The sequence below is a fragment of the Pseudomonas sp. LBUM1674 genome (genome assembly GCF_059695635.1).
The window spans coordinates 2,324,863-2,347,796 of sequence record NZ_CP166779.1 but is presented as its reverse complement, the minus strand read 5'-3'; the positions used below and the strand labels follow the sequence as shown (position 1 = coordinate 2,347,796).

The window sequence follows — 22,934 nt, the reverse complement described above, 5'->3', positions numbered from 1 at the left end:
TCTGGTGTTGGGCAAATTCGCACTGATGTGCAGGCCTCTAAGGTGCACCTCCTGGGATAACAATAAAAGGAATAAATAACTATTTATTTATTCCCGAATGGAATATACAAAATCACTAAGCTAATGCTAAAAAATTATTTATAAAAAGTTTTTTAGAACCATATGCTTCATGGCAGATAGCCCTACTCTCCTGCTGAATAGCGAGCGTGCCATGTCCAAGCCCACCAAAAACCCTGAAGCGAAACTCCGTCGCCCGCTACTGACCGGCCTTGCCATTGCACTGGCCCTGTCCTTCGCCCTCCCGGCGCAGGCCCGGGAGACGGTGCGCATCGGTTACCAGAAGTCATCGACGCTGATCACGCTGTTGAAAACTCAAGGCACCCTGGAGAAAACCCTCGCGCAGAACAACATCGATGTGAGCTGGCATGAGTTTTCCAGTGGCTTGCCACTGCTGGAAGCGTTGAATGTCGGCAATGTCGACATCAGTGCCGACGTGGCCGACACCGTGCCGATTTTCGCCCAGGCCGCCCAGGCCAAGCTGACCTATTTTGCCCAGGAAGCGCCCTCGCCTTCGGCCCAGGCCATCGTCGTGCGCAAGGATTCGCCACTGCAGCAACTGGCGGATTTGAAAGGCAAGAAAGTCGCGGTCACCAAGGCGGCCGGCTCCCACTATTTGCTGATCGCCGCCCTGAAAAAAGCCGGTCTGGAGTTTTCCGACATCGAGCCGGCCTACCTGTCGCCCGCCGATGGCCGGGCCGCCTTCGAGAACAACAAGGTCGACGCCTGGGTCACCTGGGAACCCTTCCTCACCAGCGCACAACGTCAACTGCCGACGCGCACCCTGGCTGACGGCGCAGGCCTGGCCAGTTACAAACGCTACTACCTGACCAGCACCCCCTACGCCAAGGCGCATCCCGAGGTGCTCAAGCTGGTTTACGAGCAACTGCACAAGACCGGCGAATGGGTGAAAACCAACCCCGGTGCAGCGGCGAAAATACTCAGCCCGTTGTGGGGCAACCTGGATGTGGCGACCGTCGAGACCGCCAACACCCATCGCAGTTATCAGGTGCAGCCGGTGAAAGGTGATCAGTTGGGTGAGCAGCAGAAAATCGCCGATGCGTTTTTTGCCGCGGGGTTATTGCCCAAGGCGGTGGATGCGAAGGATGTTGAAATCTGGAAGCCGTGAGAACGATTGCCGTTGAATCCGGCCGACTGGCCGAAGCGTTTCGTCCTGAGATTCGAACCCGGTCAGCTCGACAGGTGAACACATAACCCTGTGGCGAGGGCGCTTGCTCCCGCCGGGCTGCGCAGTGGCCCCAGAAGAGGGACTGCTGCGCAGTCCAGCGGGAGCAAGCTCCCTCGCCACACGCGTTCGACAAGACTGTGCTATTGGCGCCCAGCCCCCCAGCTATCCTGCCGCAACCCGGCACTCACTACGTTTAACGATGCTAAAGGGCTCGTCACCACCCCGCATCCCGGACGCCGGCTGCAGAAAACCGAGCAAGGCCTGCCGGGTTTCATGCCAGGCTGCCGGGTGCTCCATATCGAGGAAGTGCCCGGCGTTCGTGACGGTATGGAACTCGGACTGAGGAGCATGCTCGCCGAACAGCCGGGCGTCCTCCGCCGAGGTGTATTCATCCCATTCGCCGTTGACAAACAGCAGCGGGATGTCGATGGCATTGGCACAGGTGATGTAACAGTGGGTGTCCTGGGTCAGCACCTCATTCACGTGGAAATGCATCTGCCTGTATTCGTGCTCCGCCAGGCTGCTGACATGGCGGTGATTAAAGCGTTTGAACAGCGAGGGCAGGTGCTTGCCGATCGTGTTGTTGATCAAGCGTCCGACATTGAGGCGATCGCAGGCCTGGAGTACGTGCAGGCCGCGTTCCAGGTAATCGCGCATCGGTGTATTGATGCGCGCTGCGAAAGAACTGATGACCGCCCTCTCGATTCGTTGTGGCCGCTGGGCCAGCGCCACCAGGGTCGCCGCACCGCCCCAGGAAAAGGACAGCACATGGTGCACACTGAAGTGTTCGATCAATTCCAGCAGAATCGCTGCCTCGTCTTCCTTGCGGATCGGTTGGCCGTGGAGGTTGTGTCGTTTCGACTGACCGGCATAGGGCTGATCGTAGAGGACCACATTGAATTGCGGCTGCAGGTAACGCACCGTCTGGGCAAAGGATGCGGTCGTTGACAGCGAGCCGTTGACCAGAATGATGGTTTTGTCAGCGGCGGCGTTGAGATAGTGTTCGGTATAAATCTTGTACTTATCGCAAATCTCGACGATGGCGGTTTTCGGCATCATGTCATTTTCTTCCTTGAACCCATTGGACTGAGCGCACAGCGTGAGGGATGCCCACAGGGCCCTATCGCACAAAGCAGTACGGGTGGAACCGACAGCGAAGTGCCAGGTAAATACATTAAAAGCTCAAGGTGGTTTTCAAACGTCAACGCATGGGCCTCCTGGGGTTTAACCTGCATCACGGGCAAGCGGCGACAGCGCGAGCGTGTTACGCAGCGCTCTGTGACCGATAAGTCACTGACTGACCAGAGGTTCAGAGTTAAGCAGGTATTTCCCGGTCTGCAAGCCTGTGCAGCACTTTGGTGCTGATTGACCTTCAACGCGCACTTGCACCCTGGAATCGGCACACGAGAAAAAATACTGGACCGTTGAACGGCATGATCGACTACCATGCCGGCCGCCGGTTTCCACATGGGATTAATAGGGAATCCGAGATGCCCGACACGGCATCAATCGGAACTGCCCCCGCAACTGTAGGTGCTGAGCCTGCTCCTGAACTGCCACTGGGATCGCTTCCGGGAAGGCTGGAGCCAGGCGATGACGCATCAGTCAGGAGACCTGCCGGCCAAGCTAATCACTAACCGGCGGGGTGTCCGGGAAGGACATCCTTGCGCCGTGCGTCACCTGCTGTGATCGCCACGCCAGTGCTTTAACGGCAGCGTTCGATGATGTGTTTCCAGTCCGTGCCCCCTGCCCCGAGTACGGTCAACTGGAGTTTGCGTCATGCTGCTGTCACGCCTTGCCACCCTCGTCACTGCGCTGGGTCTGTCCACTCTCGCCCATGCGGCCCCGACCCACTACCCCCTGACGGTCGAGAACTGCGGCAGCACCCTGACCTTCGAGCAGGCACCGAGCCGCGCCGTGACCATCGGCCAGGCCGGCACCGAAATGCTCTACGCCATGGGGCTTGGCAACAAACTGGTTGGCACGTCGCTGTGGTTCAACGAGGTGCTGGCCAAGTACAAGACAGTGAACGACCCGATCCCGCGCCTGGCCGATAACGAGCCGAGTTTCGAGGCGGTGATCGGCAAACGCCCGCAGCTGGTGGCGGTGGAACTGGAGTGGATGGTCGGCCCGCAAGGCGTGGTCGGTACCCGCGAGCAGTTTCACGAGCTGCAGATCCCGACCTACCTGATGCCTTCCGACTGCGAAGCCAAGGACAATCTGGTCGGCGCCGACGGCACACGGCTGGAGGCGTTTCGCATCGACAGCATTTACAAAAGCATCAGCCAACTGGCCGAGATCTTCGATGTGCAGGAACGCGGCCGGCAGTTGAACGACGAACTCAAGGCCAGCCTGGCGAAGTCTGTCGCCACGGTGCAGAACAAGGACCTCAAGCACACCAGCGCGCTGTTCTGGTTCTCCAGTGCCAGTCTGGACATCGACCCTTATGTCGCCGGACACAAGGGCATTCCCGACTTCATGCTCAACACCCTGGGCGTGCGCAACGTGGTGCAATCCGACGAAGAATGGCCGACCGTCGGCTGGGAAACCATCGCCAAGGCCAACCCGACGTTCCTGGTCATCGCACGCATGGATCGCCGTCGCTTTCCCGCTGACGACCATCTGAAGAAACTGGCATTCCTGCGCAGCGACCCGGTGACCCGCAACATGGACGCGGTGAAAAACAACCGCATCATCATTCTCGACGCCATGGCCATGCAGGCCAGCGTCAGAATGTTCGACGGCCTGGCCACCCTGGCATCAGCCATCGACGGCTATGACCTGCCGCAATGACCAGGACGCTGATTCGCACATTGCTCGCCGCAATGACCCTGCTGTTGGCCGTCATTGCCGGAGTGGCCATCGGTGAAACGCCGATCGCTCCGGGCGTGGTGTTCCAGGTGCTGGCCAACAAACTGTGGGCTGCCGGCTATGTCCTCGACCCGATCGACGAAGGCATCGTCTGGAATTATCGCCTGACCCGCGCGCTGGTGGCCGCGGCCTGCGGTGCGGGTCTGGCCACTTGCGGGGTGATCCTGCAATCGCTGCTGCGCAATCCGCTGGCCGATCCCTACCTGCTCGGCATCTCCGCCGGCGCCTCGACGGGCGCGGTGCTGGTGGCATTGCTGGGCCTGGGGGCGGGACTGATTTCGCTGTCGGTCGGCGCGTTTGCCGGGGCGGTTGCCGCCTTCGCCGTGGTGGTTTTGCTGGCCCGTGCCAGCGGTTCGCCCGGCGGTACCTCGCAGATCATCCTCGCGGGGATTGCCGGTTCGCAGCTATTCAATGCGCTCACGGCGTTCCTGATCACCAAGTCGGCCAGTTCCGAACAGGCCCGCGGCATCATGTTCTGGTTGCTGGGCAATCTCAGCGGGGTGCGCTGGCCGTCGGTGTGGCTGGCCGTCCCGGTTGCTATGGCCGGTCTTGCCGTTTGCCTGTGGCATCGGCGGGCACTGGACGCCTTCACCTTCGGCGCCGACTCGGCCGCCTCGCTCGGCATCCCGGTACGCCGCGTGCAATTGCTGCTGATCAGCTGCGCCGCACTGGTGACGGCAGTGATGGTGTCGATTGTCGGCTCCATCGGTTTTGTCGGGCTGGTCATTCCCCATGCCGTGCGACTGCTGCTGGGCACCCGGCATGCGCGCCTGCTGCCGGCCAGTGCGCTGGGGGGTGCAGTGTTTCTGATCGCCGCCGATGTCCTCTCCCGGACACTGATCAAAGGCCAGGTGATCCCGGTCGGAGTCATCACGGCATTGGTCGGCGCTCCGGTGTTCGCGTTGATCCTGATCGGCAGGAGGAATGCCCGATGAATGCCCTCACACCTGTTATCGGCGAATCCGTGCTGAGCTGTTCCGGACTCGGGTTCCGAGTCCGCGACGCTGAACTGCTGCACGATATCCACCTGGACATCCGACGGGGAGAAACCCTGGGCATCGTCGGGCCCAACGGTTCGGGAAAATCCACGCTGCTGAAACTGCTGGCCGGCGTGCGCGTCCCCAGCCGGGGTGACATCCAACTCAACGGCCAGCGCCTCAAGGCGCTATCACGGCGGACCATCGCGCAAACCCTGGCGGTGGTTGAGCAACAGGCCGACACCCTGGACGCCATCAATGTGTTTGATGCCGTGGCCCTGGGCCGGACACCGTGGCTGTCGGCCTTGAGCCCGTGGTCGAACGAGGACGCTACCATCGTCCAGCAGGCGCTGTGCGACGTCGATGCGGCGCACCTGAAAAACCGTACCTGGCACAGTCTGTCCGGCGGTGAACGCCAGCGTGTCCACATCGCTCGCGCCCTGGCCCAGCGCCCGCAGATTCTGTTGCTGGACGAGCCGACCAATCACCTGGATATCCAGCATCAGCTCGCGATCCTGAACGTGGTGCAGGCGCTGCCGGTGACGACATTGATCGCCCTGCATGACCTGAACCAGGCACTGACCTGTGATCGTCTGGCGGTACTGGAACGGGGGCGACTGGTGGCCCTCGGCAAGCCGCTGGAGGTGCTGACCCCGCAGCGCTTGCTGGAGACATTTGGCGTGCACGCGCATTACCTGACCGACCCTTTCGACGGTGCGCGGGTTCTGCGGTTTCGTTCTGTTTGACTCGCCGCAAGTTTACACACGCAGCCTGTCTTCGCCACGCCGTTCAGAAACGCAGTGCTCCATCCCCTGCGATCCCTCGGCACCAGACTCTTCAAGGGCCACCCCCTCTGCTTTCTTGCCCAGGACATGATCAGTGCGCAACAGAAAATGCGACAACGCCGGGATCAGAATCAATGCACCCAACATGTTCCACAGGAACATGAAGGTCAGCAGGATGCCCATGTCCGCCTGGAACTTGATCGGCGACCAGGCCCAGCACACCACGCCGGCAGCCAGGGTGATACCGACCAGCCCCACCACCCGGCCGGTGAACGACACGGCGTTGCGGTAGGCTTGCATCAACGACTGGCCCTGACGCTGGTACTGCAACTGGACGCTGAGCAGGTACAGCGCGTAGTCGACGCCAATGCCGACGCCGAGGGCGATCACCGGCAGCGTTGCGACCTTCACGCCGATGCCCATGACCACCATCAACGCCTCACAGAGGATCGAGGTCAGCACCAGCGGCAGCAGGGCGACCAGCGTGGCGCGCCAGCTGCGGAAGGTGATCAGGCAAAACAGCGTCACCGCCCCGTAGACGTACAACAGCATGGTCCGATTGGCCTCGCGCACCACAATGTTGGTCGCCGCCTCGATGCCGGCGGTGCCGGCGGCGAGCAGGAACTGACGGTCCGGAGTGCTGTTGTCCTTGGCGAACTTGTCGGCAATGGCCACCACGGCATCCAGGGTCTCGGCCTTGTGGTCCTTGAGGAAAGCGATCACCGGCATCAGCGAACAGTCGGTATTGAACAACTCCGGAGAGTTGACCGAGGCTTGTTGCGCGGCATAGTTCAGCACGTTCTGGTTGCGCTGGATGCTGTTGAGCTTGGGGTTGCCTTCGTAGGATCCCGCGGTGATCTGGCGTACCGCGTTGACCAGCGATGCCGTGGCTTGCACGCCGGGATACTGCTGCAGTTCCCAGGCCAGGCGGTCGGCGAGGATCAGCGTCTGGTAATTCAGACAGCCTTCCACCGGGGTCTTGATCATCACCGCGAACAGATCGCTGGACAGCGCGTAATGCTGGGTGATGTAGGCGTTGTCACGGTTATAGCGCGAGTCCGCGCGCAACTCCGGGGCACCGCTGTCGAGGTCGCCGATCTTCAGCTGCAGGCTGACCGCAAAGCCGCCGATCCCGAGCAAGGCGGCCACCAGGACGGCGCCGGTGGCCCACTTCGGTGTGGTGAAGCGATCGAGGCTGTCCCACAGTTTGCCGAAGCCCTCATGCGCGGTGGCCCGCGTGTCGATTTTCAGCGCACGCTCGGCCGCTTTTGCACCGACGCCGACATAGGACAGCGCCACCGGCATCAGCAACAGCGAGGTGAAAATCAGCACCGCCACACCGATGCTGGCGGTAATGGCCAGGTCCTGGATCACCGGGATGTCGATCAGCATCAGCACCGCGAAGCCCACGGCATCGGCCAGCAGCGCAGTGACGCCGGCAATGAACAGACGGCGGAAGGTATAGCGTGCGGCGATCAGCTTGTGGGTGCCGCGGGCGATGTCCTGCATGATGCCGTTCATCTTCTGCGCCGCGTGGGACACGCCGATGGCAAAGATCAGGAACGGCACCAGCACCGAGTAGGGGTCGATGGCATACCCCAGCCAGGCGACGATGCCCAGTTGCCAGACCACCGCAATCAGCGAACAACCGACCACCAGCAAGGTGCTGCGCACACAACGGGTATAGAGGTAGATGATCACCAGCGAGGTGACCACAGCCAGGCCGAAGAACATCATCACCTGAATCAAGCCATCGATCAGGTCGCCCATCAGCTTGGCAAAACCGATCACCCGGACCTTGTAGTGGCCCTTGCCCTCTTCCCCGGCCTGGCGCGCCGCGCTGTCACCGGCGAACTCGATCTTGTCGCGCAATTGCGCTTCGAGCATCTGTGAAAATTGATGGTAGTTGATACTCTGGCCAGTGGCCGAGGCCTTGTCCAGCAGCGGTACGATCAGCATGCTCGATTTGAAATCGCTGGCCACCAGGCTGCCAACGATGCCGGCGCGGGTGATGTTCTGCCGCAGCTGTTCGATGTCCGAGGGCGAGCCCTGATAACTGTCGGGCATCACCGGGCCGCCTTGAAAGCCTTCTTCGGTGACTTCGGTCCAGCGCACGGCCGGCGTCCACAGCGACTTCATCCACGCGCGATCGACGCCTTCAGTGAGGAACAGTTCGTCGTTGACCTGCTTGAGCACATTCAGGTAGTCGGGGTCGAAGATGTCGCCCTGGGTGTTTTCCACCACCACCCGTACCGAGTTGCCCAGGCCGCGTAGCGACTGACGATTCTCCAGGAAATTCTTGATGTACGGCTGGCTCTGCGGAATCATTTTCTCGAAACTGGGGCGCAGCTCCAGACGGGTCGCCGCCATGTAGCCCAGCACCAGGGTGGCCAGGGTCATGAGCAGGATGAACAGCGGGCGGTAGTTGAACACCAGCCGCTCCAGCCGATTGCCGGAACGCCGATCAAAGTCACGCAGATCGCGGATCACCGGCATATTGTCTTGCTTGGTATGGGCCATGTCTGAGTACTCGCTCTATTGTTCTGGTTCTTATTCTTTGAGGAGCGCACGTGCGCCGCGACTGCCCACCACGATCAGCGAACCATCGCTGGCCAGGGCGGCACCGGCCACTGGTGACGGGTTCTGTTGCGGCACCAATTGCAACCGGGCGTTGTTGGCCTGATCGACCAGCATGTGTCCCGCTTGGGTGAACAACCGATAATGACCTTGGGTATCAATCGCAGCGGCGGTGACACTGACTTGCAGGCCGGTATCGAACGGCTTCCAGCTCGTCCCGCCATCCGTGCTGCGCAACACATTGCCGCGCAGGCCGTAGACGACGACTTCGCCAGGCTTGCCGACGACACCGAAATAGCTGCCCTGATAGGGTGTCACCAGGGCGGCGAAACGCTGCTGCGAGTCGTCCCATTTGAGCACCAGGCCTTGCTCGCCGACGATGTACAGCGCATCGCCGGTCGACGCGATGGCATTCAAGTGAAAACTCTGCGGGTTATCGGTACGGTCCTGAAACGGCGTCCAGCTCTGGCCGCCATCCTCGGTGCGCAAGATCAGGTTGAATACGCCGACCACGTAACCGAGCTTGTCGTCGGCGAACCAGACATCGAGCAATGGCTTGTCGGCGCCCTCTTCGACCAGCCGCTGGCCATCGGCGACGAACAGCGGCCATTGCTCGTTGCCCGGCTCGGCAGCCGCCAGCGCCGCATAATGCTTGACCGACAACGCGCCGATCTCTCGACCGTCCAGTTGCTTTTTCCAGGTCACGCCGGCGTCGCTGCTGTGCAGGATCACCCCATCATTGCCGACCGCCCAGCCTTGCTCCGCGGTGGGAAAATACACGGCATTCAGGTCGCTGCTGACCGGCACGTCAGCCTGCTGCCATTGCTGGCCGGCGTCATCGGAATAAAGAATGTGGCCGCGCTGCCCGACGGCGACCAGGCGCTGCCCGGCATTCGCAACATCGAGCAAGGGGCTGCGCACGGCCAACGCACTGGGCTTGGCGGGCAAATCCAGCACATCAACGTAACCGGACGCCTGGGCAATGGTCTGGCACAACGCCAACAGCATCGCCAACACCAGCAACCCGGGTTTTTTGCATGAACACATGGTGCGTCCTCCTGTAAAACCGGACCGGGCTGCACGCTGGGTGCAGCCGGCCTCTTCATGCACCGTGCTTTAGCGAACACCATTACCGGCCAGCGCATCCGGCGACCACTGCGCCTTGGAAAGCGGTGCGATGTACTTGATACCGCCGTAGGCGCCCGACAAACCATTGATGTTGTAGGTCCCGCCAATCAGGTCATAGATCACGTGCGGCGTGGTGTTGGGTGTCGTCGCATCGTAGCTTTGCGAGAGGAAGCTGAAGGAACCACGGTACAGCTGGCCGCGGGCGTCGTACTGGTCGGATGCCAGAGCGACCCAGCTGTCCTCATCCAGATAGAAGCGACGCTTGGCGTAGACGTGACGGGCACCGGCCTTCAGCGTGCCTTCCACGACCCACACCCGATGCTTTTCCCAGCGTACGAATTGCGGCGCCAAGTGGTTCGGCGTGGTCAGGGCTTTCGGATCCTTGAGGTAGCTCAGCGCGTAGGTGTTGTAGGGCACGATCATTTCCTGCTTGCCGACCAGTTTCCAGTCATAGCGATCCAGCGCACCGTTGAAGACATAAACATCGTCATAGGTGCCCGAACCGGCGGTGCCCGGGTTTGGCGTGTCGTAGGCCAGGGTCGGTGCCAGCTTCACGCGGCGTTGCCCGGGCAAGTACTGCCAGGCGCGGCGAGCCTGCACCAATGGGTTGGCAGCATCCTTGAGCATGATCGCTTCACCCGCCCGGCGGGCAGGACCTGTATAGAACAAGCGGGTCTGGAAGTAAGTGTCTTTGCCATCGATGATCTTGCTCAGGTCTTCGAAGATCGGAAACGAGTTGGAGATCTCACCACTGGTGGCCAGAATCTGCGCACCTGCGGAGTCGACGTTCCAGGAGTCATACTTGGTTGAATAGGCGACGCCCTGATAGCGCAACAGGTGGTTCCACATGGCCTCGGCACCTGACTGCGGGATCGGGAAAGGCACGCCAGGTAATACATTTTCGATCGCGTTGCCACCTTCCAGCGACTTGGCACCGGTAGCGTTCTTCACCGTATTGTCCAGCACGCCCTGAGGCAGGGCCACACTGCGGTGAGTCGGATAGACGTCAATGCGAAAGCTTGGAAAGCGCGTGGCCAATTCGACGGTGACGGCGGTCAGCTTGTCCTTGTACTGGGCGACGTTCTTGCCATCGATCACCAGCAGCGGCTTCTCGTTGGCATAAGGATCCGGGCGAACGGTATCACCGGCCTTGAAACCTGCCGGCAGGGTGGTCAGCCCGCCGGTGTAGGCCGGAATCGAGCCATCGGCATTCCCGGCTTTTTCGGCGCCTACGGCAGTCAGGTTGCTCCCCAGTTTGGCGGCGTCTGCGGCGGGCACGGCGGCCTGGACGAGACCGGCGAAGGTCAGCGCGAGCGAAGCGGTCAACAGTGTGTTCATGCATTTCATTTTGTCGTTCTCCTGATTGTGTTTAGCAATCGCGAATCAGAAAGTTGTCTTGAAGGTCGCCGTGACCATGCCGCGATCCTTGAGCTGCGCCGGGGTGCCGCCGAAGGCGGTGGTTTGACCGACGGCGCAGTTGTATTGCCCGTTGGCACCCGGCGCAGCGCCGTCTCCCTGACTGCCAGCGCTGCCTGGTGAACTGCAGGTATCGAATGGACCGAAGTTGTCCACGTATTTCAGGTCGAAGCGGTACTGATTGCGTACATCCATGCCGATGCCGACCGAATAACTGCCGGAGTCCTCGTTACCGCCGAGCTGCACGGCGGAGTTGCCGTTGAGGCCGACGTTGTAGGTCATCGGCAGGTACATATCGATGCCCGGGAACACCTGGTACCAGGTTGGATTGAAGTTGACGCCGATGATGTAATTGTCCTTGGTCACCTTGTCGGTGCCGTGGTACCAGTCTTCGCCCTTGAACAACTGCTTGTTGTCCGTCACCTTCAGCCAGCGGCTGTAGCCGAGTTCGACCAGCAACGAAGAGCTGTCCCACAGTGGCGTGTCGCCAAAGGTGGTCAAACCGTTGAGCACCGCGTGCACGGTGTTGCCGCGGGCCACACCGTCTTCGCCGTTGAAGCTGCCGATGAAGCCGGGCAAACCGGCGGCGGCCGCAGCCGGACTGACAGTGCCCGCCACGCTGGCCAGTGGCATGTTCTCGCGGTAGTTGAGGTCGAACCCGACGCTGACCCCGGCGATGCTCTTGGACAGGCTGATGCCATAGATATCGATGTCATCGACGTAGAACTGGTTGTAGCTGCCGATGTTGCCGGAGATCAGCTGTGCCGGGCCGACGGCGGTCGGTTGCAGCACCAGGTTGGGCAGGATGTCGGAGGTGTTGCGGTAGTAGAAACCGAGGGTGCCGTCCAGCCATTCCGGGCTCCACTTGGCCATCAGGCCGAAGTCGCCGTGCTTGTCCGGGGTGAAGGTATGGCCATTGCTCAGGCGCAGGAACTGGTTGGCACCGATCGGGCCGGGCGCACCGAAGAACGGGTTGACGCCGCCGATCAACGACAGGTTGTGCCCGCCATTCTGGATGCCGTCGTTGAAGCCCAGGTACGTACCGGACTCCGGCAGGCGCGAAGCATCCCAGTCGAAGAAATACTGGGCACCGAGGGTCAGCTCCGAGTTGACTGTGAAGCTGGTGGACAACTGGTTGCGCGGGATGAACAACTCCTTGGCTTCGGTGCCCGGCACCGCCAGCGCCTTGGAAATATCCAGGCCGGACTGGCCGTAGCTGTTGCCATGGGCAAAGGCCAGGATGCTTTCGCCCCAGTATTGGGTGTGCTTGCCAAGCTTGGCGCTGAGCATCGACTCTTCGCCGACTTCCGTACTGCCGAAGACAAAGGCATCGAGGATCTCGGCGGACGGGCCGTTGTAGTAGCGGTCGGAGTAACCGCTGAGATGACGCGAGTCCGGCACCCCGTGGTTAAGCTGATTGGTTGCCGCGTTATCGCTGCCGACAGTGTCATAGGCGTGGTCATACCAAGTGTTGGCGCTGACGCGAAAACCCATTTTCTGTTGGTAGGTCACGTCCAGTTCCGAGAGCACATCCAGACGCTGGGACACCGCACTGCCCGAGGAGAAGTTACGGTTGCCGTCGTTGTTGTTCCACGCATTGGCCAACTTGCTGTTGGGGCTTTCGACCCGCTGGGCATAGTTGAACTTGAACGTGTTGTCGAAACGCACGGCCCAATCTTCATTTCCGGTGGTGAGTTCGAAAGCCCGGGCCGCCGGCAATGCGGCGACGAACAGCGCCGAGGCCAGCAGCATTGGCGCCCACAGACTCACTCCAGGTTTTTTGTTTATTCGCATACGTTGGCTCCGGTTTTTTTTATTGTTGTTCTGTGTTTATGAAAGAACATCTGGCTACCCGATTCGGGCGTAACAGAGCTCACCACTCTTATCCCCATCAGGGGAGCGTTCGATTCATTCAAAGTGGCCCAATCAATACCGCCGGAGTCAGCACACCCCGCGGTATTGAACGACCCGACTCAACTACCGAATCGTATCAACAGCAATACCAGTCCCAGCAGGAACAGGGTTTCACCTATCATCAACAGGATGGGCTTGAGCCCCACCGTCGCCAGCTCCTTCAACTGGATTTTCATCCCGAGCGCACTGATGGCCACGACCAGACACCAGCTGGATAATTGATTACCCAGGCTCTGCACCACTGAAGGGAGCCAACCCAAACTGGTTACCGTCGCCAATACTACGAAGACCACCGCAAACCAGGGCAACAACGGAGGCCGCTCACCTGTCCCCTGCCCGCCCTGAGAACGGGTGATCAGGACCGCACAAACGATGACCGGCAGCAGCATGGCGATGCGCATCAGCTTCACCACCGTGGCGGTATCGCCGATGTCATGGGACATGCTGTACCCGGCACCGACCACCTGGGCCACGTCATGGATGGTGGCGCCGAGAAATACCCCGGCTTGCAGCGGGTCCAGGCCGAGCGCCCGGGCAATCACCGGATACAGGATCATGGCCAGGGTCGACAGAGCGGACACGCCAATGACCGTGAACAGCGTCGCGCGCTCCTTGGCCTGATGGGCAGGCAGCGCCGCCGCCAACGCCAGCGCCGCAGACGCCCCACAGATCGCAGTAGCACCGCCGGATAAAAGGCCGAACAGCGCATTGAAGCCCAGCGCACGCGCCGCCAGCATGGACACCACAATGGTGACCACTACCGAAACCACAACGATCAGCACCGGATGCCAACCGAGCGCCACGATCTGCTCCAGGGAGATGCGCAGGCCCAGCAAGGCAACCCCGACGCGCAGGATTTCACGAGCGCTGAAATCGATGCCCGGCTTGCTCGGCCCCGCCGCCAGAAAATTCATCGCCATGCCGAGCAAGAGTGCCAGCAACATCACCGGCGCCTGGTATTGATCCGCCAGAAAGCGCGCGGCAATGGCGACCACGATGCTGGCCAGAACACCCGGAAGGTACTGGCTGACAACCGACTGAAATTGAATGACGGCGGACCTGGTCATAAGTTAAACCTTGATTCCCATGGTCGGCAGCGCATGCGAGCTTTCACGCTTGATGCGAGCCGCCAGATAAAAGAACAACCCACCCAACACCAACGCCAGAATGTCGCTGACCAGCAACACATGGGTCAGCGGCGAGGCCACCCCGGCAGCCACCAGCGCGTCGCTGATCCAGCCCACGACAAAGGAGCCGAGCGCCACCGAGAACAGGTTCAGCAGGAGCATCGAGCACCCCATCACCGTCGAACGCATGCGCACGGGGACGGCGCCTTGAATCGCGGTGGTCGCGCAACCGTACAGCGACATCAACATGAAGATGCCGACCGCCATCCCCACATAGAACAGCGGCGAGTCAGTCGGTACCAGGCGGAAAGCAATCATGAAGGGCGCGCTCAGCAGCATGAGCAACAACAGGACACTGGCATGTCCGCCTTTGAAACGCGGGGCCAGGCGGTCACTCAACATGCCGCCTGCCAACGCACCCAATGAGCCGAAAACGATCTGCATGGCGCCCAGGGTCATAGCGATAGTGGCCGGATCCAGCCCCCTTTCCCGCGTCATCCACAGTTGCGCGAAAGAAATGCCCGGATAGACCAGATGGGCCAGCACAAATCCGGCAACGGTGTAACGCACGACACGGTTGTCACGCAGTTCACCGAGCACCGCAACCATCTGGGTCTTGAGCGGAGCACCGCGCTCTTGCGCCGTGTTGTGACTGCGCTTGTCGCCCATCAGCATCAAAGGCAGGCCGATGACCACTCCGGCAATCCCCAGGACATGGAACGTGGTGCGCCAGCCATGGGTGGCGCCGAGCGTGCCAGCCAACAAAAAGCTGCAACCAATGCCCAACGGAATGCCGAGGTAGAACAGCCCCACCGCCGTGCCCCGGCGCTTTTCCGAGAACAGCTCCATCAACAGCGCCGTGGCGGCGGGAACCAAAGCGGCTTCACCGGTAGCCACCAGAAAACGCGCCACAACCATCTGTTCGAAGTTCTGGACGTAGCCGGAGGCAATCGTACAGGCGCTCCAGACGAGCATGCCGGCGCCAATCACTCGTGGCCGGCTATGTCGATCGGCCAGCGCGCCGAGCACCACCGCCATGACGCCGTAGCTCAGCACCCAGACCGCGCCGACGAGAAAGCCGTACTGCGCGTTATTGATCGCCAGCTCGCTGGTGATTTGCGGTGCGAAGCCCAGCAGAATATTGCGGTCCACCTGAGCCAACAGGTGAATCACCATCAGCGTTGCGAGCACTGCACAGGGACTCTTTTTCCAGAACATCGGTCTGTACCTTTGAATTATTTTTATGAAGGCAAGGCTGGATGCCACTCGTCCTGCCAGGACTAGCGCATGGTTCGCCGCTTCGGCCCAAGGGAAAGCGCGGTGATGCGATACGCGTCACCCACCCAGTTGCACAGCAGTGGACGTGTACTGTCCGGCTCGATGATGTCGATCACGCCAAAGCGCTCGGCGGTACGCAGCGGTGAAGCCAGGGCCTGGTAATGAGCCTCCAGCTCCTTGCGCCGTGCCAGCGGATCATCCGCTGCGGCGATGTCCTGCTTGTAGGCTGCCGCGACACCCCCCTCGATCGGGATCGAGCCCCACTGCGCCGAAGGCCAGGCAAACCGGTGCGGCAATGCCGTGCCCGTCGGACCATGCCAGGGACTGACCATGGCACCGGCGAGACCGACGCAGCGGCGCAGCACGATGGTGATCACGGGCACGCTGGCCTGCTCGATCGCATGCACGGCCTGCATCGCAGCACTCAAGGTGCCCTGCATTTCCGCCTCTTGCCCGGTCATGACACCCGGCTGATCCACGAGGAAGATGAGTGGCAGATGAAAGGTGTCGCACAGGTCAATGAATCGGGTCTGTTTAAGCGCCGCCGCACGAGTGAGCGCGCCGCCACCGACCCGCGGGTTGTTGCAGATGATCCCCACAGAATGGCCGTTGAAACGGGCAAACGCGGTGATGGTCGACGCGCCGAAATCCGGAGACATCTCGAATAGACTGTCTTTGTCGACCATCGACTTGAGGATCTTGTGCGGGTTGAAGATCTTGCGCCGGTCATGGGGAATAGCATCGTTGAGCCAGGCGTCGCGGCGGCCGGGAGCGTCCGCCGATGCCACACGCGGTGGCTGTTCCCAGACATTGCCCGGCAGATAAGACAAGAAACGCTTGGCCAGATCCAATGCCTCGGCATCCGTGTTGGCGGCCAGATTGATCATGCCGCTGTGGCGATGCACCTGGTCATAGCCACCGAGATCGTTCTTGTCGATATCGATTCCGAACGCCTGCTTCACCACCGGCGGTCCAGCCGCAAACACCTGGCTCTGGCCACGCACCATGATCGACAGGTGTGAAGCGGCGACCCGCAGCGCACCCAGCCCGGCGCAGGCACCGTGAGCAATGCCCACCACCGGCACGGCGCCCAACAGGTTGGTGATCGGCAACAGGGCATAACCCGGGATCTTGGTATGGCCGAGCTTGTCGAGCAGCTTCACACTGCCACCGGCGCTGTCGATCATACGGATGATCGGCAGCTTGTATTCCCAGGCATAACGATCGGCGTAGATCCATTTTTCAGCCACCGCGGCCTCCGACGACCCACCGCGAATGGTGAAATCATCTGCCGCCACCACGGTACGCCGCTGCTCGATCTTGCCCACGCCGACGACTGCCGTGCTCGGCGTAGCGGAAGCAATCTTGCCCTCCGGCGTGTACTTCACGGCGCCGGCCAATATGCCGAATTCCTCGAAGCTGTCACTCTCGAGCAGATGACCGATGCGCTCACGTGCCGTGAGCTTGCCCTGGGCATGATGCTTTTCCACCGCTTCCGGGCCACCCAACGCATAGGCGACTTCTCGACGCGCGCGGATGTCGGCGAGCTCCAGCGACCATTCAGGGGCAACAGGCGTGCTCATGATGATGTCCTCTCCAGGCGCGCGAGATAGTCATCGCGCAGAATGTTTTTCACGACTTTGCCGGCGTTGTTGCGCGGCAGAGCGTCAACGAACTCGATGAGACGCGGCTTCTTGTAGCCGGCGATCAGTGTGGCGCAATGACTGCCGAGCGCTTCGCTGTCGACCGTGGTGCCTTCGCGTCTGACGACAAAGGCCGCGATACGCTCGCCCCACTCCGGGTCGGGCAATCCGAGAACCGCCACTTCGACGACGTGTGGATGGCTTTCCAGCGCATCCTCGACTTCCCGCGCGTAGACGTTGAAGCCACCGGAAATGATCATGTCCTTGTTGCGCCCGACGATATAAAGGAAGCCCTGCTCGTCGAGGTAGCCAAGATCGCCCGAGTAGTACCAGCCATCGCGGATGGCCTCGGCCTCCAGATCGGGACGGCGCCAGAAAGCCACTTCGCCGATACCAAAACTCTCGATGGCGATTTCGCCGATTTCACCCGCCGGTAACGCCTCGCCCTGCCCGTCGCGTACGGTGATCTGCACATTGGCGGTCGGCTTGCCGCAGGAGCGCAGCACACCGTCCTCAGCGTGTTCATGGGGATACAGCACCGCCAAGGGTTGTACCGCCTCGGTCATTCCATACTGCTGGCGCATCACCGGACCGAACCGCGCAATGGCTCGGCGGATCAGGTCAACGGAGGTCGGCGCTGTTCCGTAATGAATGCATTTGAGCGACGACAGATCGGCCTCGACGCCGCTGTCGAGCGTGTCCAGCAAGCGCGTGAGCATGGTGGGCACGCACATCATTTGGCTGATCCGGTGGCGCTCGATTTGCTGCAGCGTCTCCAGAGGCTCGAATTTCTCAAGAATCACATTGCGCGCACCACGCAAGTAGCAGGGCAGCAAATGGACGCCCGCGGCATGGGTCAAGGGGCCGACGTGCAACATCGCATCCTCTATGCCGAGGCTGTATTCCATGGCGTAGAAGTGGTTGCTCAAACGCTCGTACCAGCGCTTGACCGTGTAGGTAACGCCCTTGGGTTTTCCGGTCGTGCCCGAGGTATAGGCGATACGTAGCAACGCATCTGCGCAAACCTGAATATTTGGAGCATCTGCCGGCATTGAAGCGAGCATTTGCCGGTAATCCAGTACCTGCGGCGCCTGCCAATCGAGCGCCATTACGTGGCGCAGACTCTCGACGCGACCCAGAACACCCAAACCGATCTCACGGAACTCCGGCCCCACCACCAACAGGCTTGCGCCGGCGTCGTCGAGGATCGCGATCTGCTCGGCCAGCGTATGCCGGGCATTGAGCGCCACGTAAACCAGGCCGGCCTTCTCGACGGCGAAAACGCTCTCGATCGCCTCGGGCGAGTTGTTGAGTAAAACAGCGACGCGCTCCCCAACCTGCAACCCAAGGGAAACCAGGGCATGGGCCAGACGGTTACTCCCCGACTCGACCTCGTCATAAGTCAGGCAGTTGTCGCCGAAGATCAGGGCGGTGCGGCCACGGTGTTGCCGGGCGGCCCAACTGAGCATGAATCCTGCGGTACGTTTTTTTGTCATGATATTTTGTCTTATTGTCGACAATTTGACACAGCACTTGGGAGTGTTGTGCCCCCGTGTGAGTTAATCCAAATGATTCAATGCGGCTTGATGGGAAGCGTTGATGAGTTCAACCATCAGCTTCCCGGCGACCGTACTGTTGTTTTGTCTGAGTGCTTCCACCAGTTCACGCCAATAATTGACGGAAGCCTGCCGGCGTTCTGGAGAACGCAATCCCAACCGCGTGTAGCGAGCGGTCTGAATCGCCAGCGCACTCATCAGCTCAGCCAACTGCTTGTTATCGCAAGCCTGGAACAACAGCGTGCTCAGGCGATAACTGCCCTGTGCATACTCATCCAGCGCGTCCGAATGCGCAGCGATCAGCTCAAGCCGGGTGACGATGGCATCCATTTGATTGACCACTGACGCATCAGGATCAGCCAGGTACTTGGCCACCAACCCGGCCAACACGGCGCGGATCTCGAACAGGTTGTCGATCTCCTGCTTGCTCAATGACGTTACATGCGCGCCACGCTGCGGCACGATGGTCACGACGCCTACCTTCTCGAGAATGCGCAGGGCCTCGCGAATCGGACCACGGCTGACCTGGAAGTGGTCGGCCAGTTCCTGTTCACGCACGGAGTCACCCGGCCCGTATTCACCGCGCAGAATCGCAAGCGTAATGCTCTCGGCAATCTGCTCCGGCATCGTCAACACGCGCTGACGACCAGCGCGCATGATACCTATTGCACTACCGCCCTTGGCGGCCGATGCCGAACCTGCATTCATTGACATAGACTTCAATCGCACTCCATAAGCAAAACATCCTGGCCGTCTTTGACGACGTCGCCCTCGGCAACGAGAACGCTCACCACACGACCCGATTCTGCGGCCATCAAGGGAATTTCCATTTTCATGGACTCCATGATGATCAGCGTCTGATCTTCTTCAACGACATCGCCTTCGCGGACATGGATCTGCCACACGGTTCCAGCGACATCCGATTTAACCGCGATTGTACTCATTCTCGCCCCCTCCAAAACACTGTTGTTTTCTGAATTCGATGAGCCCTGGGTCGCCGCACGCTACGCTTTTTTATCAAGAGCTGCGCAAACGCCCTGGGTGATGATCAGTAAATTACACGATTGTACGATTGTTGACAATCCTACGTTTCAATGTTTTTATCACTCAGGGCAATCGAACAACAAGAGGCCATCAGGCATGTCGCTCTCACATAAAGAAGCACGCAGAATCCTGGAGATTCTGGATCACACCACGCATCTGGACTTCCTTGAAGTGCGCATCGGTGACACCACACTGACTGCCAGCAAGTCCGGCACGATTCAGCGGTCCCTGGAGCCTGCCCAAGGCAGTGCCACACCCGCACAACCCGCCCAGGCAGCGCCCTGCGTACCGGTCGCCAGCGAACCGGAAGTCGCCGAAGGCCAGGTGGCCGTGCGCGCGACCATGATGGGTACCTTCTATCGCAAACCCAGCCCCGACCAACCGTCCTTTGTCGAAGAGAACGCCATGGTGGAGACCGGGACGCCACTGTGCCTGGTCGAAGCCATGAAACTCTTCAACACCCTCGCTTCCCCGGTGAAAGGCCGCGTCGTGCGCATCGTCGCCCAAGACCTGCAGATGGTTCAGCGGGACCAGTTATTGATGATTATCGAACCGGAGACTCGCTGATGAGCAGCATTCCCGTAGCAACCCGAGACATTCGCCGGGTATTGATCGCCAATCGTGGCGAAATCGCCGTACGTATCGTGCGGGCCTGCAAAACCCTGGGTATCGAATCGGTCGCGGCCGTATCCGAAGCCGACCAGGACAGCCTGGCCGCCCGTCTGGCCGACCAGTACGTGGTCATTGGTCCACCGCCGGCTGCGCAAAGTTATCTGTGCGCCGATCTGCTGGTGCGCACCGCGCTGGAACAGCGCTGTGATGCCATCCACCCGGGTTATGGCTTCCTTTCCGAGCGCTCGCATTTCGCTCAGGCCTGCGAAGACGCAGGGCTGGTGTTCATCGGCCCTTCCGCCGAGATCATTGACTCGATGGGTGACAAAATCACCGCCGTCGGTCTGGCAGAAAAAGCCGAAGTACCGCGCGTGCCTGGTTCGGACGCCGTCGCCGATGCCGACACCGCACGCCGCATCGCCAGCGAGATCGGCTATCCCGTGCTGTTCAAGGCGACGGCCGGCGGTGGCGGCCGCGGCATGCGCATCGTGCGCAGCGATGAAGAGGCCGAGGCGGCGTTCCGCTCGGCCTCTTCGGAAGCACAAGCGGCCTTTGGCGATCCGACCCTGTATGTCGAGAAGTTCATCGAGCTGGCGCGCCATATCGAAATCCAGATCATGGGCGACCGTCATGGCAACGTGGTGCACCTGGGCGAACGGGAATGCTCGACTCAACGCCGTCACCAGAAGCTGATCGAGGAAGCGCCCTCCCCCAGCCTCGCGCCGCAAACCCGGGAGCAAATGGGTGAGTGCGCCGTTCGTCTGGCGAAAAATGTCGGCTACTTCGGCGCGGGTACGATCGAGTTCGTGGTCGATGACCGCGATGGAAAATTCTATTTTCTGGAAATGAACACCCGCATCCAGGTCGAGCATCCGGTGACGGAGATGATCACCGGCTACGACCTGGTCGCCGAGCAGATTCGCATCGCTGCCGGTTTGCCGCTGTCGTTCAGTCAGGCGGACGTGAAACTGGTCGGCCATGCGATCGAATGCCGGATCAATGCCGAAGACCCGGACCGCAATTTCCTGCCGAGCCCGGGCCTGGTGAGCGAGTGGCTTCCACCCCAAGGCCAAGGCGTGCGGGTTGACACCCACTGCTACAGCGGCGCGACCGTTCCGCCTTTTTATGACTCCCTGCTCGCCAAACTGATCGTGCATGCGCCGACCCGTAGCGAGGCGATCGTGCTCATGCGCAAGGCGCTGGAAGACATGAAAGTCGTGGGATTGGCGACCACGGCCAGCTTCCATCATGCCGTGCTCGACCACCCGGACTTCGTCGCAGGCCTCGTCACCACTCGCTGGGTAGAAGATGTCTTTGTACCGGCCCGCAAACAGGCTTTGAAACAAGCCAAGGAGCGCGCATGAGCATGACAACATTGGTCGATGTCAGCCTGAGCGACGGTCAGATCGCTGCCTGGGGCGGTGCCGCCAGTACAGCGATGCTGCTGGGGACGATGAACTCGCTAGGGCATGCACGCCTTGCGGCGATCGAGGTGCTGAGTCCGGCCGTGATCGCGCAATGCATCAGTCGCGATGAGAATCCGCTGCAACGCGTCTCCGCGTTTCGCGCGCGCGCCAATGGCACACCCCTGCGCGCAACGGTAAACCTGCTGCCCGCCCATGGCCACATCGATGTGCTCGCAGGCGATGCACTGAACGCCTGGCTACGACTGCTCGCCAGACATGGCATCAGCGAGGTCGTATTGATCGATCCGCAGCTGGACTTCCAGCGTCTGGGCGACGCCGTGCAAATGGCATTGGCGAATGGCCTGAGCGCAGTCGCCGCCCTGCCCTATGCAGACGACCATGAGCATGGCGACGCCTGGTATTCGGCCGCTGCCGCGCGTCTGGCCCAGACCGGTGCACAACGCATCATGCTGCGCGACGAAGCCGGTCTGCTGCATGTCGATCGCCTGCCCGGCCTGCTTTCGGCCCTGCGCAGCGGCGTTGATGGCAAACCTCTGGATCTGCACACACGGTGCCACACCGGTCTCGGCCCGCAGGTTGCGCTGGAGGCGATTCGACTCGGTGTCGACCGCCTCGATGCCGCGCTGCCCGGTGTCGCCAACGGCGCATCGACGCCTTCGCTGCCGCTGTTGGTCCGCTCCGCGGTGTTGCTCGAACTGCCGCTGCAAGCCCCGGATCAGGATCGTATAAAGGAAGCCCAGGCTCAGCTCGCGGCCGTGGCGGATCAGGAGGGATTTGCCGAGAGCCTGCCGTGGGCCTTCGACCTGGCCCCTTACGAACACCAGTTGCCAGGGGAAATCGCCGCCGAAGCCATGCAGGCACTGCGCGAGCGCGGACGCCAGGCCGACCTGTTCGAGTTTTCCCGTGAATGCACGCGCATTCGACAGGAGCTCGGCCATCCGCCGATGCTGCAACCCTTCGCAAAAGCGATCGCGCGACAGGCACTGGAGCATCTCGACGCCGGCCCACGTTTCGCCACGTTGCAGCCAGTCTTGCGCCGGTGGCTGCAAGGCTGTTACGGCCCGATCGACACGTCGCTGACCCGTCTGCAACAACGCATCGGCGCCGTTGCGACCCCTTGTCGTCCGATCGACATGCCCGCCACTGAAGAGGCGCTGGCGGCGCTGATCTGCGGCTGCCCTGCACTGCCACACTTGCAGAAACTTCACTATGAAGTTCGCTCGCCTGAGCAAGCCCTGACACACGGGCTGCTGCAACGCTGGCCCAACTACACGGTATTGAGTGTCACAGGCCCTGGCCTGTCCATCCATCTCGAACACAGCAAGGGGTGACA

The 22,934-nt window shown here is 61.1% G+C and carries 18 protein-coding genes and 1 riboswitch; of the genes, 7 read left to right on the top strand and 11 right to left on the bottom strand.

Going from position 1 to position 22,934, the window contains the following annotated elements:
• Positions 1 to 211 precede the first annotated feature (211 nt).
• Entirely contained in the window at positions 212 to 1,186 is a 975-nt protein-coding gene (locus tag ACA067_RS10985; protein ID WP_497461767.1) for an aliphatic sulfonate ABC transporter substrate-binding protein, read from the top strand.
• A gap of 222 nt (positions 1,187 to 1,408) precedes the next feature.
• Here the strand turns inward: ACA067_RS10985 and ACA067_RS10980 are convergent, their stop codons facing one another.
• Positions 1,409 to 2,305, bottom strand: coding sequence for an alpha/beta fold hydrolase (locus ACA067_RS10980; RefSeq protein ID WP_497461766.1), 897 nt, complete (start codon positions 2,303 to 2,305; stop codon positions 1,409 to 1,411).
• Between the two features lie 383 nt (positions 2,306 to 2,688).
• Positions 2,689 to 2,882: riboswitch (cobalamin riboswitch) on the top strand.
• Positions 2,883 to 3,025: 143 nt separating this feature from the next.
• Between ACA067_RS10980 and ACA067_RS10975 the strand changes: the two genes are divergently transcribed.
• Genes ACA067_RS10975 through ACA067_RS10965 form a run of 3 tightly spaced genes read left to right on the top strand, consistent with a single transcriptional unit; the run spans position 3,026 to position 5,840 of the window.
• On the top strand, positions 3,026 to 4,039 hold the full coding sequence (locus ACA067_RS10975; protein ID WP_497461765.1) for an ABC transporter substrate-binding protein: 1,014 nt from the start codon (positions 3,026 to 3,028) through the stop codon (positions 4,037 to 4,039).
• A complete protein-coding gene (locus ACA067_RS10970; protein ID WP_497461764.1) occupies positions 4,036 to 5,052 on the top strand; it encodes a FecCD family ABC transporter permease in 1,017 nt (338 codons plus the stop codon). The genes ACA067_RS10975 and ACA067_RS10970 overlap by 4 nt, the downstream gene beginning before the upstream one ends.
• Positions 5,049 to 5,840, top strand: a complete 792-nt coding sequence (locus tag ACA067_RS10965; protein ID WP_497461763.1) for an ABC transporter ATP-binding protein — start codon at positions 5,049 to 5,051, stop codon at positions 5,838 to 5,840. The genes ACA067_RS10970 and ACA067_RS10965 overlap by 4 nt, the downstream gene beginning before the upstream one ends.
• 12 nt (positions 5,841 to 5,852) lie before the next feature.
• Here the strand turns inward: ACA067_RS10965 and ACA067_RS10960 are convergent, their stop codons facing one another.
• The 10 genes from ACA067_RS10960 to ACA067_RS10915 all read right to left on the bottom strand — a co-directional run bounded on the left by ACA067_RS10960 (position 5,853) and on the right by ACA067_RS10915 (position 19,462).
• A complete protein-coding gene (locus ACA067_RS10960) occupies positions 5,853 to 8,399 on the bottom strand; it encodes an efflux RND transporter permease subunit (RefSeq protein ID WP_497461762.1) in 2,547 nt (848 codons plus the stop codon).
• A 30-nt stretch (positions 8,400 to 8,429) separates the two neighbouring features.
• A complete protein-coding gene (locus tag ACA067_RS10955) occupies positions 8,430 to 9,503 on the bottom strand; it encodes a WD40/YVTN/BNR-like repeat-containing protein (RefSeq protein ID WP_497461761.1) in 1,074 nt (357 codons plus the stop codon).
• A gap of 69 nt (positions 9,504 to 9,572) precedes the next feature.
• Positions 9,573 to 10,931 carry a DUF1329 domain-containing protein gene (locus ACA067_RS10950; RefSeq protein WP_497461760.1) on the bottom strand — a complete coding sequence of 453 codons (1,359 nt, stop codon included), beginning with the start codon at positions 10,929 to 10,931 and terminating at the stop codon, positions 9,573 to 9,575.
• Between the two features lie 36 nt (positions 10,932 to 10,967).
• Positions 10,968 to 12,794 carry a DUF1302 domain-containing protein gene (locus ACA067_RS10945; protein ID WP_497461759.1) on the bottom strand — a complete coding sequence of 609 codons (1,827 nt, stop codon included), beginning with the start codon at positions 12,792 to 12,794 and terminating at the stop codon, positions 10,968 to 10,970.
• Positions 12,795 to 12,973: 179 nt separating this feature from the next.
• Positions 12,974 to 13,981: a YeiH family protein gene (locus tag ACA067_RS10940; RefSeq protein WP_497461758.1), complete on the bottom strand. Its 1,008-nt coding sequence runs from the start codon at positions 13,979 to 13,981 to the stop codon at positions 12,974 to 12,976.
• Positions 13,982 to 13,984: 3 nt separating this feature from the next.
• Complete coding sequence (locus tag ACA067_RS10935) at positions 13,985 to 15,259, bottom strand: spinster family MFS transporter (RefSeq protein ID WP_497461757.1); 1,275 nt, start codon at positions 15,257 to 15,259, stop codon at positions 13,985 to 13,987.
• A gap of 62 nt (positions 15,260 to 15,321) precedes the next feature.
• Positions 15,322 to 16,902 carry an acyl-CoA carboxylase subunit beta gene (locus ACA067_RS10930; RefSeq protein ID WP_497461756.1) on the bottom strand — a complete coding sequence of 527 codons (1,581 nt, stop codon included), beginning with the start codon at positions 16,900 to 16,902 and terminating at the stop codon, positions 15,322 to 15,324.
• Complete coding sequence (locus ACA067_RS10925) at positions 16,899 to 18,458, bottom strand: class I adenylate-forming enzyme family protein (protein WP_497461755.1); 1,560 nt, start codon at positions 18,456 to 18,458, stop codon at positions 16,899 to 16,901. Before ACA067_RS10925 ends, ACA067_RS10930 begins: the two co-directional genes overlap by 4 nt.
• 63 nt (positions 18,459 to 18,521) lie before the next feature.
• Positions 18,522 to 19,232, bottom strand: coding sequence for a GntR family transcriptional regulator (locus ACA067_RS10920; protein ID WP_497461754.1), 711 nt, complete (start codon positions 19,230 to 19,232; stop codon positions 18,522 to 18,524).
• A 5-nt stretch (positions 19,233 to 19,237) separates the two neighbouring features.
• The gene (locus ACA067_RS10915; RefSeq protein ID WP_497461753.1) at positions 19,238 to 19,462 is read right to left on the bottom strand and encodes an acyl-CoA carboxylase biotin carboxyl carrier protein subunit; all 225 of its coding nucleotides are present in this window, start codon (positions 19,460 to 19,462) and stop codon (positions 19,238 to 19,240) included.
• Positions 19,463 to 19,658: 196 nt separating this feature from the next.
• On the opposite strand from ACA067_RS10915, the gene ACA067_RS10910 reads away from it, so the two are divergent.
• From ACA067_RS10910 to ACA067_RS10900, 3 genes are read left to right on the top strand one after another with little or no spacing between them, the layout of a single operon-like run.
• Positions 19,659 to 20,129 (top strand): acetyl-CoA carboxylase biotin carboxyl carrier protein, encoded by a 471-nt coding sequence (locus tag ACA067_RS10910; RefSeq protein WP_497461752.1) that lies wholly within the window; start codon positions 19,659 to 19,661, stop codon positions 20,127 to 20,129.
• The gene (gene accC, locus ACA067_RS10905; RefSeq protein ID WP_497461751.1) at positions 20,129 to 21,538 is read left to right on the top strand and encodes an acetyl-CoA carboxylase biotin carboxylase subunit; all 1,410 of its coding nucleotides are present in this window, start codon (positions 20,129 to 20,131) and stop codon (positions 21,536 to 21,538) included. The genes ACA067_RS10910 and accC overlap by 1 nt, the downstream gene beginning before the upstream one ends.
• Positions 21,535 to 22,932 carry a hypothetical protein gene (locus tag ACA067_RS10900; protein ID WP_497461750.1) on the top strand — a complete coding sequence of 466 codons (1,398 nt, stop codon included), beginning with the start codon at positions 21,535 to 21,537 and terminating at the stop codon, positions 22,930 to 22,932. Before accC ends, ACA067_RS10900 begins: the two co-directional genes overlap by 4 nt.
• Positions 22,933 to 22,934: the final 2 nt, after the last annotated feature.

Coding starts and splice junctions, on each gene's coding strand:
- ACA067_RS10985 (WP_497461767.1), top strand. CDS start 212: ATGTCCAAGCCCACCAAAAACCCTGAAGCGAAACTCCGTCGCCCGCTA.
- ACA067_RS10980 (WP_497461766.1), bottom strand. CDS start 2,305: ATGATGCCGAAAACCGCCATCGTCGAGATTTGCGATAAGTACAAGATT.
- ACA067_RS10975 (WP_497461765.1), top strand. CDS start 3,026: ATGCTGCTGTCACGCCTTGCCACCCTCGTCACTGCGCTGGGTCTGTCC.
- ACA067_RS10970 (WP_497461764.1), top strand. CDS start 4,036: ATGACCAGGACGCTGATTCGCACATTGCTCGCCGCAATGACCCTGCTG.
- ACA067_RS10965 (WP_497461763.1), top strand. CDS start 5,049: ATGAATGCCCTCACACCTGTTATCGGCGAATCCGTGCTGAGCTGTTCC.
- ACA067_RS10960 (WP_497461762.1), bottom strand. CDS start 8,399: ATGGCCCATACCAAGCAAGACAATATGCCGGTGATCCGCGATCTGCGT.
- ACA067_RS10955 (WP_497461761.1), bottom strand. CDS start 9,503: ATGTGTTCATGCAAAAAACCCGGGTTGCTGGTGTTGGCGATGCTGTTG.
- ACA067_RS10950 (WP_497461760.1), bottom strand. CDS start 10,931: ATGAAATGCATGAACACACTGTTGACCGCTTCGCTCGCGCTGACCTTC.
- ACA067_RS10945 (WP_497461759.1), bottom strand. CDS start 12,794: ATGCGAATAAACAAAAAACCTGGAGTGAGTCTGTGGGCGCCAATGCTG.
- ACA067_RS10940 (WP_497461758.1), bottom strand. CDS start 13,981: ATGACCAGGTCCGCCGTCATTCAATTTCAGTCGGTTGTCAGCCAGTAC.
- ACA067_RS10935 (WP_497461757.1), bottom strand. CDS start 15,259: ATGTTCTGGAAAAAGAGTCCCTGTGCAGTGCTCGCAACGCTGATGGTG.
- ACA067_RS10930 (WP_497461756.1), bottom strand. CDS start 16,902: ATGAGCACGCCTGTTGCCCCTGAATGGTCGCTGGAGCTCGCCGACATC.
- ACA067_RS10925 (WP_497461755.1), bottom strand. CDS start 18,458: ATGACAAAAAAACGTACCGCAGGATTCATGCTCAGTTGGGCCGCCCGG.
- ACA067_RS10920 (WP_497461754.1), bottom strand. CDS start 19,232: ATGTCAATGAATGCAGGTTCGGCATCGGCCGCCAAGGGCGGTAGTGCA.
- ACA067_RS10915 (WP_497461753.1), bottom strand. CDS start 19,462: ATGAGTACAATCGCGGTTAAATCGGATGTCGCTGGAACCGTGTGGCAG.
- ACA067_RS10910 (WP_497461752.1), top strand. CDS start 19,659: ATGTCGCTCTCACATAAAGAAGCACGCAGAATCCTGGAGATTCTGGAT.
- accC (WP_497461751.1), top strand. CDS start 20,129: ATGAGCAGCATTCCCGTAGCAACCCGAGACATTCGCCGGGTATTGATC.
- ACA067_RS10900 (WP_497461750.1), top strand. CDS start 21,535: ATGAGCATGACAACATTGGTCGATGTCAGCCTGAGCGACGGTCAGATC.